General features: G+C 41.2%; 16 protein-coding genes. 10 read left to right on the top strand and 6 right to left on the bottom strand.

The window, feature by feature from the left end:
- Positions 1-272: 272 nt before the first annotated feature.
- The gene (locus tag IGI38_RS21750) at positions 273-1,220 is read right to left on the bottom strand and encodes an IS30 family transposase (RefSeq protein WP_438725454.1); all 948 of its coding nucleotides are present in this window, start codon (positions 1,218-1,220) and stop codon (positions 273-275) included.
- Between the two features lie 190 nt (positions 1,221-1,410).
- On the opposite strand from IGI38_RS21750, the gene IGI38_RS21745 reads away from it, so the two are divergent.
- Both IGI38_RS21745 and IGI38_RS21740 read left to right on the top strand, forming a co-directional pair.
- Positions 1,411-2,115, top strand: coding sequence for a FadR/GntR family transcriptional regulator (locus IGI38_RS21745; RefSeq protein ID WP_438733985.1), 705 nt, complete (start codon positions 1,411-1,413; stop codon positions 2,113-2,115).
- A gap of 9 nt (positions 2,116-2,124) precedes the next feature.
- On the top strand, positions 2,125-2,880 hold the full coding sequence (locus IGI38_RS21740; RefSeq protein WP_438733984.1) for an IclR family transcriptional regulator: 756 nt from the start codon (positions 2,125-2,127) through the stop codon (positions 2,878-2,880).
- 74 nt (positions 2,881-2,954) lie between these two features.
- On the opposite strand, the gene IGI38_RS21735 is transcribed toward IGI38_RS21740, so the two are convergent.
- From IGI38_RS21735 to IGI38_RS21720, 4 genes are read right to left on the bottom strand one after another with little or no spacing between them, the layout of a single operon-like run.
- A complete protein-coding gene (locus IGI38_RS21735) occupies positions 2,955-3,398 on the bottom strand; it encodes a MaoC/PaaZ C-terminal domain-containing protein (protein WP_438733983.1) in 444 nt (147 codons plus the stop codon).
- Positions 3,398-4,543, bottom strand: a complete 1,146-nt coding sequence (locus IGI38_RS21730) for a CaiB/BaiF CoA transferase family protein (protein WP_438733982.1) — start codon at positions 4,541-4,543, stop codon at positions 3,398-3,400. Before IGI38_RS21730 ends, IGI38_RS21735 begins: the two co-directional genes overlap by 1 nt.
- Entirely contained in the window at positions 4,536-5,687 is a 1,152-nt protein-coding gene (locus tag IGI38_RS21725) for a CaiB/BaiF CoA transferase family protein (RefSeq protein WP_438733981.1), read from the bottom strand. The genes IGI38_RS21730 and IGI38_RS21725 overlap by 8 nt, the downstream gene beginning before the upstream one ends.
- A 5-nt stretch (positions 5,688-5,692) precedes the next feature.
- Positions 5,693-6,832, bottom strand: coding sequence for an ABC transporter substrate-binding protein (locus IGI38_RS21720; protein ID WP_438733980.1), 1,140 nt, complete (start codon positions 6,830-6,832; stop codon positions 5,693-5,695).
- A 289-nt stretch (positions 6,833-7,121) separates the two neighbouring features.
- Between IGI38_RS21720 and IGI38_RS21715 the strand changes: the two genes are divergently transcribed.
- From IGI38_RS21715 to fucO, 6 genes are all read left to right on the top strand, one after another.
- On the top strand, positions 7,122-8,033 hold the full coding sequence (locus IGI38_RS21715; protein ID WP_438734384.1) for a dihydrodipicolinate synthase family protein: 912 nt from the start codon (positions 7,122-7,124) through the stop codon (positions 8,031-8,033).
- A 21-nt stretch (positions 8,034-8,054) separates the two neighbouring features.
- Positions 8,055-9,080 carry an L-rhamnose/proton symporter RhaT gene (locus IGI38_RS21710; RefSeq protein WP_438733979.1) on the top strand — a complete coding sequence of 342 codons (1,026 nt, stop codon included), beginning with the start codon at positions 8,055-8,057 and terminating at the stop codon, positions 9,078-9,080.
- A gap of 24 nt (positions 9,081-9,104) precedes the next feature.
- Positions 9,105-10,181, top strand: coding sequence for a Gfo/Idh/MocA family protein (locus tag IGI38_RS21705; RefSeq protein ID WP_438733978.1), 1,077 nt, complete (start codon positions 9,105-9,107; stop codon positions 10,179-10,181).
- 13 nt (positions 10,182-10,194) lie between these two features.
- Positions 10,195-11,070, top strand: a complete 876-nt coding sequence (locus IGI38_RS21700; RefSeq protein ID WP_438733977.1) for an amidohydrolase family protein — start codon at positions 10,195-10,197, stop codon at positions 11,068-11,070.
- A 14-nt stretch (positions 11,071-11,084) separates the two neighbouring features.
- Positions 11,085-11,414 (top strand): L-rhamnose mutarotase, encoded by a 330-nt coding sequence (locus IGI38_RS21695; RefSeq protein WP_438733976.1) that lies wholly within the window; start codon positions 11,085-11,087, stop codon positions 11,412-11,414.
- 295 nt (positions 11,415-11,709) lie between these two features.
- Positions 11,710-12,861: a lactaldehyde reductase gene (gene fucO / locus IGI38_RS21690; RefSeq protein WP_438733975.1), complete on the top strand. Its 1,152-nt coding sequence runs from the start codon at positions 11,710-11,712 to the stop codon at positions 12,859-12,861.
- A gap of 117 nt (positions 12,862-12,978) precedes the next feature.
- On the opposite strand, the gene rpsD is transcribed toward fucO, so the two are convergent.
- A complete protein-coding gene (gene rpsD / locus IGI38_RS21685) occupies positions 12,979-13,590 on the bottom strand; it encodes a 30S ribosomal protein S4 (protein WP_438733974.1) in 612 nt (203 codons plus the stop codon).
- Between the two features lie 377 nt (positions 13,591-13,967).
- On the opposite strand from rpsD, the gene IGI38_RS21680 reads away from it, so the two are divergent.
- Together IGI38_RS21680 and IGI38_RS21675 are read left to right on the top strand one after the other, a co-directional pair.
- Entirely contained in the window at positions 13,968-14,606 is a 639-nt protein-coding gene (locus IGI38_RS21680) for a DNA alkylation repair protein (protein ID WP_438733973.1), read from the top strand.
- 15 nt (positions 14,607-14,621) lie between these two features.
- On the top strand, positions 14,622-15,401 hold the full coding sequence (locus IGI38_RS21675; protein WP_438733972.1) for a Cof-type HAD-IIB family hydrolase: 780 nt from the start codon (positions 14,622-14,624) through the stop codon (positions 15,399-15,401).
- The last annotated feature ends 57 nt before the right edge of the window (positions 15,402-15,458 follow it).

Genomic DNA, 15,458 nt, shown 5'->3' with positions numbered 1-15,458 from the left:
CACCCTTTTCCTTTTTCATTCACTGTCATCTAATAATTATCATTGATAAGATAACGTTCGTCAACAATCTTTCTGTAAAAGAATTTATTCCTGCAGTAGAGCCAATATCTTTTCCGCTTCCTTTGGTGAATCATGTATCTTTAACCATGGGTGAAGTAGTTGAATGCAGTAAATCATTTTCGAGAAATCAGAGAAAGAAGGACGCTAGTCGCCAAGATACCTGAGTTATTCTGTTAGATACGGCTGAAGGCTTTTTTTGGGATGCTGAATTGTCAAATTAATTGCAACATTTCTTCTTGAAAGACTTCCCAACAATTTTTCCAGTTCAATGTTTTTTTAGGACGCATATTTATCTTGCGTAATGCTTCCTGTTTCTCCGTAGGGGGTACCTTTGAAAAATCAGTTCCCTTAGGGAAGAATTCTCTAAATAAACCATTCCCATTTTCGTTAGATCCGCGTTGCCATGGGGAGTATGGATCACAAAAATACATAGGTACGTCTAAATCTTTCTCAATTTCTTTCCAGCAAGAAAACTCTTTCCCACGGTCGACCGTAAAGCTTAAAAATGCCTTGTGACTCCCTAGGTCTTGCACAAAAGCTTTAATCGCTTGTGCCATTGACTTCGCGGTACGATCCCTCATTGAGATCGCCCAATAAAAGCGTGTTTTCCGTTCAATAAACGTTGCTTCGCAGGCTTTGCTTTCCCCTCTGCTAGAAACAACTGTGTCCAACTCCCAATGTCCAAATTCTTCTCGAGTTGACACAGAAGCTGGGCGTTCATCAATGGTATGCCCTACAGTCATTTTGCCTCGTGCCTCTTCTTGTTTTTCTTGTCTTCTGCCTTTATGTCTCAGACACTGTTTAGACACATTAAGAATACCGGCATAGAGCCAATTGTAAATGGTTTTGAATGAAACTATTTGACGATCATTCGCAATTTGTTCAGGGGACCAGCTGTCTTCAAGATCACATTCAATCTGATAAGCGAATTCAGAAGTCCATTTGGACTTCGCACCACAGGCACTGCGCTTCATTTCCGCATCTAATTGCGCATTGTCGGCATTATAGATCAAATCTTCGGGTACTCGTTTCAACTCACGATCAATCGTTGTTCGGCTAACACCAATTCTGTCCGCTATTTCTTGAATACTCTTGGCATCATAAATCATCGTCTCTATACATTTTCGATTATCTCGTGTAAGCTTTTTGTGTGAACCCATCAAAATCACTCCTAGTAGTTTGTTATCCTAAACTCATTTTACTAGAAATTTTTGATGGGTTCTTTGTTGCGATTAATATTACAATTCAGCGGATAAAAGAAATGATTTACCGCTTTCATTTTTAGTGGAATATGATAAACTAGAATTTGTTCTCATATAAGAACCGTTGGTTAAGATAGGTGGTAAAGACTTGGAAAATCAAAAAAAGCTGACTCAATCAGAAAAAATCATGAATCAAATTGCTGATCAAATTGTCTCTGGAGAACTAAAACCGGGGGAGAAATTACCGAATGAACGCTCTTTAGCAATGCACTTGGGCGTGTCTAGAGGTCAAGTCAGAGAAGCCCTGAGGGCACTTTCTTTAGTGGGATTAGTCGTAATAAAGCCCAATGATGGGACCTTTGTTTCTGAGGCGGAGCAGCCTGTACCGGAGAATTCGATCTCATGGATTTTCCAACGAGAACTGCATGATCAGGAGGAACTTTATCACGCGAGAAAATTGATTGAAACAGATGTAGTCAAATTAGCTTTCAACCATGCAACGAAAGAGAATCTTGAAAACTTAGAACAAATTACCCAAAAGATGGAGGATGCGGCATCTGAGAATAAAACTGTTGCAGAATACAATGAATTACTGGAAGAGTTTGATTCGTTTATGGGTAAGATATGTGGAAGTAAGATAATGGAAAAATTGATGCAGACAATCATTTTAATCAGAAGGGAAAGTGCGCTGAATATTTTAAGAGTACCCGGTGCGATTGAAAACAGTATCCATTATCGGCAAAAAATTGAACAGGCTTTTATTGAAAGAGATCGGAAAAAGCTTACTTATTCATTAAACGAATTTTATAGTAAATCTAAACAATACATTGATAAAATGACAAAAGAAAAGTAGGGAGTTAAAATGGCAAAAGTTAAGTCAGCGGAAAGAACCTTGCGCCTATTGGAAGCAATCGCGCATCATTCTAAAGGGTTGAGCTTTTCGGATATCCAGCAAATATTAAATACACCGAAAAGCTCAACCTTCAGTTTGATCCAAGAGCTGGTGGAAAATGATTATCTTTCCTTTAATGACAATGCAAAAAAATATGTAGCAGGCAGTAATTTCATCAAGTTGGCAGCAAATTTCATCGGCAGTGGTGACTTGGTCCAAGAATTGAAAGTGTTGACTAATGAACTGTCTATTCGAGTACGGACAACTTCTCATGCGGGGATTTTAGATGGTACGGAAGTGATTTACTTGGCTCGCAGTGAGCATTTTGAGAATTACTCTTTAATGAAGCAGATTGGCGGGCGCTTGCCGGCTAATTGTACGGCTATTGGAAAAATGCTGCTTTCGCAATATTCGGATGAAATGATTCGTGAGCTTTATCGGGATGCACCGTGGCGGATGCTGACAGTGAATTCGAAGAAGAATATCGATGAGTTGTTAGAGGAGCTGCGAGTGTTCCGACAACAAGGGTATTCAACGGAATACCAAGAAGCCAGTGAAACCTCAAACTGCATTGCGATGCCGATCGTTCAAAATGGAAAAATGATTGCTTCTTTTAGCTGTACCTTTTCAACAGAAGAGATGGAATCAGTGGACATAAACACCGTCGTAGAAATGATGAGAACCTGTAAAAATGAAATTGAGAGCCGTCTGGAGCTCTTATTATAAAAAGTGGTCAGTAGCTAATAAAAAGCAGCCTCCCTGAAGTTTTGTGGAACGACTTCTGGGAAGCTGCTTTTTTATTATGCGTGCTTTTCACACATCAAAAGATGATCACAGACCATGACGACTTCCGCTCGTTGATTTTTTACAGTCAGTGTTTCATAAACGATCCCCATATTTTTGCGTTTTGGGTGATCTTCTTTTTTTGAAATCGTTGTTATCGTTGTGATCGTATCACCAATGAAAACAGGCTTGATAAATCGCAGATGTTCATAGCCATAAGAAAAGGCCACTGGGTTGATCAGGTTGGCAGTCATCCCTACAGCGATGCTGAAGGTCAGTGTTCCATGAGCGATCCGGTGGCCAAAGGGCTGTGTTTTACACCATTCTTCATCCATATGATGCGGGAAAAAATCGCCTGTTTGACCTGCGTGAGTCACGATGTCCGCTTCAGTGATCGTTCTGCCGTAAGATGTTCTTTCGCTGTTTAATTGATAGTCCTCAAAATAGATTGCTTTTTCCATTAGTGTTCCTCCTTTATTCCAAACTTGAAATTATCCTCTCCGAGAGTGGGGGCTCCCTTTTCGGAAGTAAAGACCTCTCCATCGATTCTGATTGGGCAGCGAGTGGTATAGAAATGAGTCCCTTCACTGCTGCTGATTTCTTGCTTCATTTTCAATTCTTCAAATAGTCCGTTCTGCTCCATTTGCTGCCAATCTAAGACCTTTGTGCACCAAATATCGGCAGGCTCTAAAATAGCTAGCCAGTTTTCGGTAGGTTGAGTGAGTAATTTTGCCTGTAGTTTTCGTTTTATCTCATCACTGTCTTGTTCGACCGAATGTGTTTCCATGAAAGCTGCAAGCACTGGATAATCGAGTAATTCGGCTAACTTCACGATTGGACACATGGCGATCGCTAGATACCCATTTTTAGTTGCATAGATGCCATAAGGCGCATCAATATAGGGATTGGCATTATGAAATCCACTGCGGACAGGCAGCTGATTCCCGTTATTCAAGAAGGTCGTAAAGGATTCGAACTGCAGATCCATTAACGAAGTGAGGAGTTCAGTCTGAATGACATAGCCTTCACCAGTACGTTGTGCGTTGAACAGTCCAGCTAGGATCCCTTGACAAAGATGCTCTCCTGCGGCTAGATCAGCCATAGAAAGGGCAAAAGGAAGCGGGGCTTGTTCTCTGTCGCCATTCAAGTAGCAAATTCCAGACATTCCTTGAACCAGTAAGTCCTGACCTGGCCAACTGCTCCATGGTGAATTCTCACCATATCCAGTGATTTCACCATAAACGATTTTCGGATTGATTTTATGGATCGTTTCAGCATCCAAATTCAATTTTCTGGCGACGCCCGGCCGAAAATTGATTAGAACAACATCGGCTGTTTTGACTAGTTCCTTAAAAACATGTTGTGCTTTTTCGGTTTTTAGATCCAATTCAAGACCTTGTTTATTGCGGTTGATGGCGTGAAAAAGAGAGCTGTCATTGTCTATCTTGAAATTAGACACATATAGCTGGCGGCAAATATCGCCTCCGCCTTTCTTTTCGATTTTGATGACCTCGGCACCTAGATCAGCGAGCTTCAACCCCGCTGAAGGAGCGGAAAGAAACTGACTGCAGTCCAATACACGAATGCCTTCCAAGGGCTTAATCATTTCTTTTCCCTCCTAATGCGTTCAAAATTTTAACGTGATCCTGATCCAGCAGAGGTGCCGGTTTATCAGCAGTGCCTCTTTTTCCATTTACTCGAATAGGACAACCGGTTGTGTGAATGGAACCTTCAGGTGTTTTCAGTTGCAAATCAAATGATAAAGCTTTATAGCCTTCTTGTTTTATCAATTCCTGCCAATTATAAACAGGAGCTGCCCAATAGCCGCCAGATAGTAGAATCTCCATCCAAGCTTCAGTCGTTTTTGTCACGAGAGTATCTGCTATCTGCTGTTTTATGTCATCTCTTGAAGTGAAAGCCCGCTTTTCTTTTTCATATTCAGCAAGTTGCGGAAGAGCGATCAAACTTCCTAAGATTTCTAACGAACCCATCGCTATTGATAAGTACCCGTTCTTAGTTTGGTAGATTCCGTACGGTGCTGCTAAGTAGGCGTGTGCATTATTTATAGCCGATCTTTCCGGCAATTTTTTTCCATCGTTAAAATAAGAGGTAAGGACCTCAAATTGCAGCGATATTGCGGATTCTAACAGCGAGACTTCTACTTGCCCACCGGTAGCTGTTTTATTTCTGCGGATCAAGCAGCTTAAAATCCCTTCCGTTAAATGGATTCCTGCGAATGAATCTGCGATAGAAAGAGCAAATGGTGTGGGCGGCTGATCCGCGTTTCCGTTTAAAAAAGTAAGACCGGATAATGATTGTGCTAATAAGTCTTGTCCTGGTTTTGTCTTTAAACGATCAGCTATTCCATAGCCGGTAACAGTGGCGTAGATAAGCTTAGGGTTAAGCTGCTTCACTGTATCATAATCAAGACCAAGTTTTTTCATGATGCCCGGTCGATTGTTTTCAATTAGCACATCCGCATTTTTGATCAGCTCTAAGGTGATTTCTTTATCTGCTGGGTCCTTCAAGTTGAGAGCGATGCTTTCTTTGTTCCGATTAATGGTATGAAAAAGTAAACTGTTCTCGCCGATTTTTTGATTTTTCAATACCAAATGTCGAGAATTGTCGCCGACATTTGGCCGTTCGATTTTAATTACCCTTGCTCCTAAGTCAGCCAAACGCAATGCGCAAGAAGGACCAGCCAAGAATTGGCTAAAATCTAGTACGGTGATTCCATTTAAAAGTGACACCAAAATCAACTCCTTGCTTGATTTAATGATTCTTGATACAACGCATTTAATTTGCCTAAAACCTCTTTAGGATTTCCTCCATGGATCGCATATTCTTGAACGAGGGCTCCCGCATTGTCTTGGAAATGAAGGTAGCCATTGTAACGAGGACGGAGATAAGAATTATCCAGCGTCTTAAGTGTATTCTCAAAAAAGTTTGCGCATCGGCGATTTGTTTCTGGACTAAGCCAGGCTTTGCGATGACCGGGTTGTCCGCCAGCGTCAAAGAAGAGGGTTTCTTGAATTAACGGCGAAGCAGTATATTCCGCATATTTGCAGGCCAGTTCTAGATTTTTTGAAGCTGACGAAACCGCTAAACCGGTTCCTCCAAGAACGGTTTTTAGCGGATCGCTGTTGAAGGAAACTGTATCCGTAGCTATAAGCAGATGTTTCCCGTAGCCAGGTTTTGAATAATTGGTGTAGCCGTATGCATAAGGACAGTAAACGATGCCATCATTTTCCACCATGTAATTATGCAAATCGATCGGGTCCCATCGAAGAATATCCTCGCTGCATAAATTGACGATCTCGCGAATAGCTTCTAAAGCAATCACACCACTTTCTTCATCGATCACATTTCCATTTTCAAACATAGTGGCATTGATAGTAGCGCCGAACATATAAAAGTCCATTAAAAGGTTAATAGGAATTCCTGCGATAGCCACTTTGTTTTTCCGAGCGAGTGCTAACACATCCTGCCAGCTTTTTGGGACTGCTTGGTTTGAGAAAAATTGCTGGTTATAAACAGCGATAGGTGTAGCTGCATCCACAGCTAATGCCGATTGGAAACCGTCAAAATTATAAGAAAGATGAGACATTCCGACAGAATTGTTTTTTTGGTCTTCTAAGAAATCAGTTGATAAATGAAGCGATAAATCAGCTAAGATTCCGCTTTGTTGAGCAAAACCTGCCCACGGATGATCGATGATCAACAGATCGTATTGATCGGCAAGGTGTTGGATTGGCGCGTCAGCGAATTCTTGCAGCGATCGTTTTTCCCATTCGATTTCAACTCCAGGATGCATCTCGCAAAAACGTTGAGCGGTAGCAACAACAGATGTGAAGCCGCGACTATGGTTCCATGTAATTCCTTTAAGCTTTGTCATAAATATTCCTCCATGGCTTTATTGGTACTACCAATATATCAAAATCGATCAGAAAATCAAGCGTTTTCATGAAATGTTAAATTTAAATTATTCAGCAAGTGTAGTATTTGTAAATAATATTACCTATATAATCCTACTTTCTAGTGTCGCTATCTGAAGATTGGACTTGAAATAAAATTTAAAAAACAGGTTGACATTTTTTCGTTAAGCGGTTACATTCTAAGTGTTAAGTTCATAAAAGAGAAACAAGTTCACGAGTGAGAACTAGAGAGGCGGTTTTGTTTTGAAGATGGAATTAAAAGGGATTTATGCAGCGATGTTGACACCATTAACAGAAGAAGGAGGTATAGATGTTTCGGCGCTTAAGCGGATGGTTGATTTCTATGTTGAAAAGAACATCACTGGGCTTTTTGCGGTCAGCTCTGTTGGCGAAGCCGCGCATTTTGATGCGAAGGAAGCTCAGACTATTTTAGAGACAGTCAAGGAAGCTAGTGCTGGCAAACTGCAATTATTTGCAGGTGTAACAGCAACAGCCAGCAGTAAGGCAATTGAGGTTGGAAGAATAGCTGAGGAGCTTGGCTATGATGGGATCGTATCTGCACCGCCATATTTTTATCAACCTAGTGATGAGGCTATTTTGGCATATTTCGAGGATATCAATGCCCGTGTTGACTTGCCGTTGATCGTTTATAATGTACCGTTGTTTGCACCAGCATTGAGTAAGGATCTGTTAGTGTCAGTTGCTAAGCTCGACAATGTGGTTGGAGTAAAGGAATCTAGCGGGAATTTAGTTGACGTTCTTCATATTTTAGATATGTTGGAAGGTGAGCAGTTGGATACCTCTTTCTTGATCGGAAGAGAAGAGATGTATCTAAGTTCATTAGTAGCTGGCGCAGATGGCTGCATGGTGGCGACTGCTGGAATTATTCCAGAAGCTTATCAAAAAATCGAAGAATTGTACTTGGCTGGAAAGATCAATGAAGCGGCAGAAGTACAGAAGGCTATTTTGCCATTACTAAGAGAATGTTTCAAAGTTAATTTTCCAGCAGGATTTAAGATTGCTTTGGCGGCAAGAGGATTGGATACACCAGTCTATGTTAAGAGAAAGTTGTCAGATCAGGAGCAACAGGATCTAGCACGATCAGAAGAAACAATCAAACAGGAAGTGGCGCGGATTTTAGAATTTGTTGGTAATTATTAACCGGTATTAGGAGGAATAGAAATGGTCGGAGCTTTTACAGTACTATTGTTGGCATGCTTTTTTCAGGGGAGTTTTGGGATTTGCTTCAAAAAATACCAGCCCTTTTCTTGGGAGGCATTTTGGACACTCTTTTCTATTGTAGGCGTTTTGTTGATCCCTCATATTTGGGCCTTTATCGAGGTTCCTAACTATATGAGCTATATTATGAATACGCCGATTGATAAAATTTTCTTCGGAGCATTGATGGGTTTTTTCTGGGGAATCAGTTCGATTGCGTATAGTAAAGCGATCGATATGATCGGTGTTTCGTTAGTAACAGGAATCAATTTAGGTTTGTCATTGCTTTTGGGAAGTTTCGTACCAATGTTCATTCTTGGAAAGTTTCCGTCAACGAAGGCGTTGATTATGTTGATTTTGAGTATGGCTGTTTTGATGGGTGGTGTTTTGGTACTCTCGAAGGCCGGTTTTATGAAAAATGACGGTGATGAAGAAAGCGATGAAGAAACAACAGAAAGCGGCGTAGCTAAAAAGAACTCTAAATTTATGGTTGGTTTTCTCTTAGCGCTAGCTTCTGGAGCTGGATCAGCGGCGATCAATATTGGTGCATCTGCCTCGAATTATCCAGTTCAATTAGCGATTGATTCGGGCGTATCGCCAGTCAGTGCAAGTTTACTGTCGTGGGTGATCGTTTTTGCCGGCGGGTTTTTAGCGAATTTTGTTTATGCCATAATTGTACTTGTGAAAAATAAAACTTATACTGATTATACCAAGCCTGGTGCGGGGAAAGCCTATTTCAAGGTTTTGGTTACCTCCTTTGTTTGGTTCGCGGCTTTAGCGGTTTATGGGAAAGCGACTCACCTCCTAGGCGATCTAGGGCCTATCGTTGGTTGGGTTGGATTTAATGGCTTAGCGTTGATTATTGCTAATATGTGGGGATTTAGAGATGGAGAGTGGAAAGGATTTCCGAAGGCGCAAAGGATCGCCATTATCGGAAACGCGATCATTGTCATTTCATTAGTTTTCGTTGCCTTGGCAAATTCATTATAAAGAAAAAATTTTAGGAGGAGCAAAATGGTTGAATCTATCAAAGAATTGAATTATGTACCGGAAATGCCGGAGAACCCTCGTAATATTGTCATTATTGGAGCTGGCGGGATCGTGTCGGGCTCTCAATTACCAGCGTACAAAATGGCTGGTTATCCTGTGATTGGTATCTATGATCTTGATTATAAAAAAGCGCAGCAAACCGCGAAGGATTTTGATATTCCCCATGCTTACGATGAATTAGCGGAACTGATTGAATTAGCCAAACGGGAAAACGCGGTGTTTGATATTGCGGTTCCTGCTTCTGCGACAGCAGATATTTTACGGCAGTTGCCGGAACGTTCAGGTGTTTTGATGCAAAAGCCAATGGGTGAAAGTATCGAAGAAGCGCAGGAAATTTTGACTATTTGCCGAGAAAAGGATTTTGTGGCAGGAGTGAATTTTCAACTAAGGCAAGCACCATATATGATTGCGGCTAGAAAATTGATTACCGATGGTTTGATCGGCGAAGTCGTAGACATTGATTGGCGTGTCGTTGAACTGCACCCATGGCATTTGTGGGATTTCTTATTTGAAAAAGAACGGATGGAGATCAATTACCATAGTGTTCATTATGTAGATATGATCCGAAGCATTGCTGGTAATCCAACGAGTGTTTATTGTAAAACGATGCAGCATCCTAAAATGAAAGCGTTAAAACAGACCCGTTCTGCTATGATCCTAGATTATGGACCTGAACTGCGAGTAAATCTCCACATCAATCATAATCACGATTATGCTCCGGATTACCAAGAGTCAACATGTAAAATTGAAGGGATGAAAGGGGCTATTCGAATAACGATCGGTTTGATCTTGGATTACCCGACAGGACGCCCTGACAAAGTTGAGTATGTTCTTGATGATGGTAAAGGTTGGCGTGAATTGGAGGTCCAAGGAAGCTGGTTCAATGAGGCCTTCATTGGCACGATGGGCGGATTGATGAAGAAAATGGATGATTCGACGTATGAATACATGAATGATGTTGAAGATGCTTATCAAACAATGTGTGTCGTTGAGGCGCTCTATGCATCTAGTGATAATGGAGGAACACCAGTAAATTATTAAAAGAGGGAAAAGCATGAAGAAGATTATAGATACGCACGTCCATACGTGGGATTTAGCACAGTTGCGGCTTCCATGGTTAGATACTGAGGAATACTTGAATCAAACATTCACCGAGACGGACTATCAAAAAGCCATGGTCAGTGATCGCTTTGCGATCACTGACGCCGTATACATGGAAGTTGATTGCGCGCCAAGGGATCGCGAAAAAGAAAATACAGGAATCATCAATCAATGTGAGAGTTCCAAGAGTATTTTCAAGGGCGCCGTGATTTCCGGTGATCTGTCAGATGATTATTTCAAAGAATATATTGAAAAATATCGTTTTGACATTTCAGGACTTCGCCAAGTTCTGCATGTTGCGGAGCGAGAGAGAGTTTTTTGTCTGCAGCCGAAGTTTATCCAAAATGTCCGCTATCTGGGGGAGATCGGATTGAGCTTTGACCTATGCCTAAGAAACGAAGAGCTATCAGATGGGTATGAGCTGGCTAAAAATTGTCCTGAAACAAGAATCATTCTTAACCACATGGGGAATCCCGATATGGAAATGCTGACTCCGCCGCTGAACGATGAGAAAAAAAGATATCGTGAAAAATGGCTTAGAAATCTAAAACGATTTTCTGAACTGCCGAATGTCTATTGTAAGATTTCTGGTGTTATGGAGACAGAGAAAATAGGTTTTGAGGATTTCTCTGAGGAAATCAATCATGTAATGGATCTTTTCGGAGAAGATCGAATTCTTTATGCTTCTAACTTTCCTGTAATAGATTTAGGCGGCGGACTTAGTAAATGGACCGACTTTCTTTTAACATTGACCGACGCTCGTTCTGAAGCTTTCAAAAGAAAATTATTTAGCGAAAATGCAAAAGTGATTTATTTAAATCGAAAATAATGGAGGACTGGATGATGACTGTAACAAGATATGGCGCGATCTCTACCCTGAAGCCAGAATCGAAACAAAAATATATTGAGCTGCATGCCAACGCATGGCCGAAAGTAAACGAAATGATTAAAGAATGCAATCTGCAGAATTATTCGATTTATCAAATCGAGAATCTCCTTTTTTCTTATTATGAATATACAGGAGAGGATTATGATGCGGACATGGCGAAAATGGCCGCGGATAAAACAACGCAAGAATGGTGGGATGAATGTATTCCTTGTATGAAGCCATTAGAAGGTTATGGTGCGGAAGGTGTTTGGACTACGATGAAGGAGATCTATCATCTAGATTAATCAGAATGATATACGTGGTGAGCATCAGCTTTATTTTTCTTGAGAAAAATAATTACATTAATAGGAACTAGGATGTCAGTTCTACTCTACGCTTTAGCGTATTAAGTAGAATGATATACGTGGTGAGCGTCAGCTTTATTTTTCTTGAGAAAAATAATTACATTAATAGGAACTAGGATGTCAGTTCTACTCTACGCTTTAGCGTATTAAGTAGAATGATATACGTGGTGAACATCAGCTTTATTTTTCCTGAGAAAAATAATTACATTAATAGGAACTAGGAGGAAATAAATACATGGCAAATCGGATGATATTAAACGAAACATCGTATCATGGCAAGGGAGCGATCGAATCTGTTCCGCTGGAGTTTCAAAAGCGCGGTTTCAAGAAAGCGGTAGTGATTACGGATAAAGATTTGATCAAGTTTAATGTGGCGACTAAAGTTACAGGTTTGCTTGATAAGGCAGCAATTGATTATGAAATTTATGACGGAATCGTGCCGAATCCGACAGTGGAGAATGTGCAGGCGGGAGTAGCTTTTGTCAAGAAAGCGCAAGCAGACGTTATCATTGCAATCGGTGGCGGCTCACCGATCGATACGGCCAAAGCGATCGGTATCATTGCAAAAAATCCAGAATTTGCGGATGTTGTTAGTTTAGAAGGCGAAGTAGGGACAAAAAATCCTTCATTGCCGATTTTGGCAGTTCCGACAACTTCAGGAACAGCAGCTGAAGTAACGATCAATTATGTTATCACCGATAAATCAAAAAATCGCAAGTTCGTTTGCGTCGATCCTCATGACATTCCCGTAGTGGCTTTTATCGATAGCGAAATGATGATGGGGATGCCGAAGGGGCTTTGTGCCGCAACTGGAATGGATGCCATGACTCATGCGATTGAAGGTTTCATTACAAAAGGCGCTTGGGAAATGAGCGACATGCTTCACCTAAAAGCGATTGAAATCATCGGACGTTCTTTGCGATCTTCTGTAGCAGGAGAGGAAAAAGGACGTGAAGAAATGGCATTAGGTCAATATATCGCAGGTATGGGTTTCTCAAACGTTGGTCTAGGATTGGTTCATGGAATGGCCCATCCTTTATCCGCATGGTATAACATTCCACACGGTGTTGCTTGTGCGGCTCTTCTACCGAGCGTAATGAAATACAATAAGGATTTCACGGGAGATAAATATCGTGAAATCGCAAAGGTATTGAATGTGGAAGGTGCGGATACGCTGACGATTGAAGAAGTCAGGGATGCCACTTGTGCGGTGATTGATCAAATGAGTAAAGATGTTGGTATCCCTGCGACAATTTCAGAACTAGGCGTCAAAGCAGAAGATATTGCCAAAATTGCAGAAGACGCCTTAAAAGATGTCTGCACACCTGGAAATCCGCGTGATACGTCCCTAGAGGAGATCATCACGATTTACAGCAGCTTGATGTAAAAGAGAAAAACGGCTTCCTGCAATTTTCTGAACGATGATTGCAGGAAGCTGTTTTTTGTTTGGTCAAAAAAACACCCAAATCCCTGTTTCCAAGGACTTGAGTGTCTGTAAGAATTCTTACATTAATTTGTTGTAGTATTCAACGACTAGTGATTCGTCGATTTCTGGGTTGATTTCATCACGTTCTGGTAAACGAGAGTATGAACCTTCTAATTTTTCAGCGTCGAAGCTTACGAAAGCAGGACGACCAACAGCTGATTCAACTGCTTCTTTCACAGTAACCATGTTTTTAGATTTTTCACGGATACCGATAACTTGGCCAACTTCTACTTCGTATGAAGCGATGTCAACACGTTTGCCATCGACAGTTACGTGACCATGGTTAACTAATTGACGAGCTTGACGACGAGTTGAAGCCAAACCTAAACGGTAAACAACGTTATCTAAACGACGTTCTAGTAAGACCATGAAGTTAACACCATGTTTACCTTCTTTGATTTTGCTAGCGCGTACGAATAAGTTGCTAAATTGACGTTCGTTTAATCCGTAGATGAAACGTAATTTTTGTTTTTCTGCTAATTGCAAGCCGTATTCAGATTTCTTTCCACGGCTGTTTGGTCCATGTTGACCTGGAGCGTATGGACGACGTGCTAATTCTTTACCTGTTCCTGATAATGAGATACCAAGACGACGAGATTGTTTCCATGATGGTCCTGTATAACGTGACATTAAAAATTCCTCCAATAAATTGTTTTTTTTTGGAGTAAAATAATCCGTTGAAAAATTCATATCCGTGTAGTTCGTTCTTCAATCTTCACCTTCGCAGCCGCGGTTACACAATTGAACCAATACTGGCAACGAACTGGGGACGGGCTATTATTCCTCTGCTGCATTATTTTACACAAATGTCAGTATAACGGAAAAATGCAACCCGAGTCAAGTTCAGCAGTTGCTTTTTTGAAAAAAATGTGTTAATTGTTGGGTGCTGGCCAAAAACGATTACTTTTTTTCAAAAACAGCGAAACAATTGAATCAGAATTACGGAAGAAGTTTTTGCAAATTCTCTGAAAATTCACTACAATGGAAGGGGAAGAAGAGGTGAGTAAATGGAAGTATTGATTTTTCCAGCTCAACCGGCTATTGCAGAACCAATGGCTCGTTATATGAAAGATCTTTTTCCTTTTTGCGGCGTCAAAAAACCGCAGCGCGCATTGTTGGAACGGCCCTTTTTAAAGGAAAGTCTGACGTTGCCAATGCCGGAGTTGATCCAAGAGATTTTCCGCAACTACCGCAGGGAAGAGCGGGAGTATCAGTATTACGCGATCGATCTGGCACAAAAGAACATCAAGCGATTTTCGCTGGAGGAGTTAGCGGTACTGCTTCCTTTATTAGGAGAGAAAAGTTGGTGGGACAGCATTGATGCGTGGCGTAAAGTCTTTTCTACGTGGGTGTTGGCGCATCCCAGTGAGATAGAAAAAGTTTTTGCTTTCTTCTATCAACAGGAGAACTTTTGGTATCGCCGTGTAGCGATCAACCTGCAGCTGATGTTCAAAGAAAAGACCGATACAGAATTATTGACCAAAGCGATCTTGGCGGATTTGACGACGGATGAGTTTTTTATCCAGAAGGCGATCGGCTGGGCATTGCGAGATTATAGTAAAGTAAACCAAGAATGGGTCAAACGTTTTATGGAACAACAGGCTTTAAGTAAGTTAGCCCTACGTGAGGGCAGCAAATACATTTAAATGGAGAGAGATATTTTGGAAAGAAAATTAATCGCACTAGACATTGACGGGACCTTATTGAGCAGCCAAAGAGAACCTTTGGACAGCACGATAAAAGCGTTGAAGGCATTACGCGAGGCTGGACATTTAGTGACTATTGCGACGGGACGTTCCCGCTTATTAGCTGGTGGTGTGATTCATCAATTGGGATGCTCGAATTACATCATCTGTAATGGCTCTGCTGGATTTTTAGATCATGAGCAGGTTTATAAGCATACACTTGACCGTGAAGCCATGACTCGGATGATCGATTTTGCCAGTGAACGTAACATCGACATCATTCTCTTTGGCTTAGATTCCTTTGGACGCGTAACGAACTTCGATGGTGCGAAGGTCAGTAATGCGATGTCCTCCTTTGGACAGCAAGCTCCTGAGTACGATGCCGATTATTTCTCTCAGCATGAAGTGTATCAAGGCTGTGCCTTTTATGATCAGTCGATGGACAAAGAATTTGAAGCGGCCTTTCCAGAATTTCGTTTGGTTCGTTGGCATGAAAATAGTGTCGACATCATTCCAAATCCTGGGTCAAAAGCCCAAACGATTTTAGCATTAGCGAAAAAAGTTGGCATCAAACCAGAAAACATCGTCACTTTCGGCGATGGCAACAACGATATTGAAATGTTGAACCTGGCCGGCACGGGTATTGCGATGGGAAATGCTGCAAGCCATGTCAAAGAAGCTGCGAATATCGTAACGGATACAAATGACCAAGACGGTATTTACAAAGCGTTACGTCAACTGGAGTTGGTTCGTTAATCAAGTCTGTATAAAGAATCGGGAATCTTTTCCTGATTCTTTTTTTGTGCCGTTTAG

It is taken from the genome of Enterococcus sp. AZ128 (assembly GCF_051714485.1).
Taxonomy (GTDB): domain Bacteria; phylum Bacillota; class Bacilli; order Lactobacillales; family Enterococcaceae; genus Enterococcus_A.
This window is presented reverse-complemented; position numbering and strand designations above follow the sequence as displayed.

Coding starts and splice junctions, on each gene's coding strand:
- rpsD (WP_438733974.1), bottom strand. CDS start 13,590: ATGTCACGTTATACAGGACCATCATGGAAACAATCTCGTCGTCTTGGT.
- IGI38_RS21740 (WP_438733984.1), top strand. CDS start 2,125: ATGGCAAAAGTTAAGTCAGCGGAAAGAACCTTGCGCCTATTGGAAGCA.
- IGI38_RS21720 (WP_438733980.1), bottom strand. CDS start 6,832: ATGACAAAGCTTAAAGGAATTACATGGAACCATAGTCGCGGCTTCACA.
- IGI38_RS21730 (WP_438733982.1), bottom strand. CDS start 4,543: ATGATTAAGCCCTTGGAAGGCATTCGTGTATTGGACTGCAGTCAGTTT.
- IGI38_RS21700 (WP_438733977.1), top strand. CDS start 10,195: ATGAAGAAGATTATAGATACGCACGTCCATACGTGGGATTTAGCACAG.
- fucO (WP_438733975.1), top strand. CDS start 11,710: ATGGCAAATCGGATGATATTAAACGAAACATCGTATCATGGCAAGGGA.
- IGI38_RS21715 (WP_438734384.1), top strand. CDS start 7,122: ATGGAATTAAAAGGGATTTATGCAGCGATGTTGACACCATTAACAGAA.
- IGI38_RS21710 (WP_438733979.1), top strand. CDS start 8,055: ATGGTCGGAGCTTTTACAGTACTATTGTTGGCATGCTTTTTTCAGGGG.
- IGI38_RS21735 (WP_438733983.1), bottom strand. CDS start 3,398: ATGGAAAAAGCAATCTATTTTGAGGACTATCAATTAAACAGCGAAAGA.
- IGI38_RS21750 (WP_438725454.1), bottom strand. CDS start 1,220: ATGGGTTCACACAAAAAGCTTACACGAGATAATCGAAAATGTATAGAG.
- IGI38_RS21680 (WP_438733973.1), top strand. CDS start 13,968: ATGGAAGTATTGATTTTTCCAGCTCAACCGGCTATTGCAGAACCAATG.
- IGI38_RS21705 (WP_438733978.1), top strand. CDS start 9,105: ATGGTTGAATCTATCAAAGAATTGAATTATGTACCGGAAATGCCGGAG.
- IGI38_RS21695 (WP_438733976.1), top strand. CDS start 11,085: ATGACTGTAACAAGATATGGCGCGATCTCTACCCTGAAGCCAGAATCG.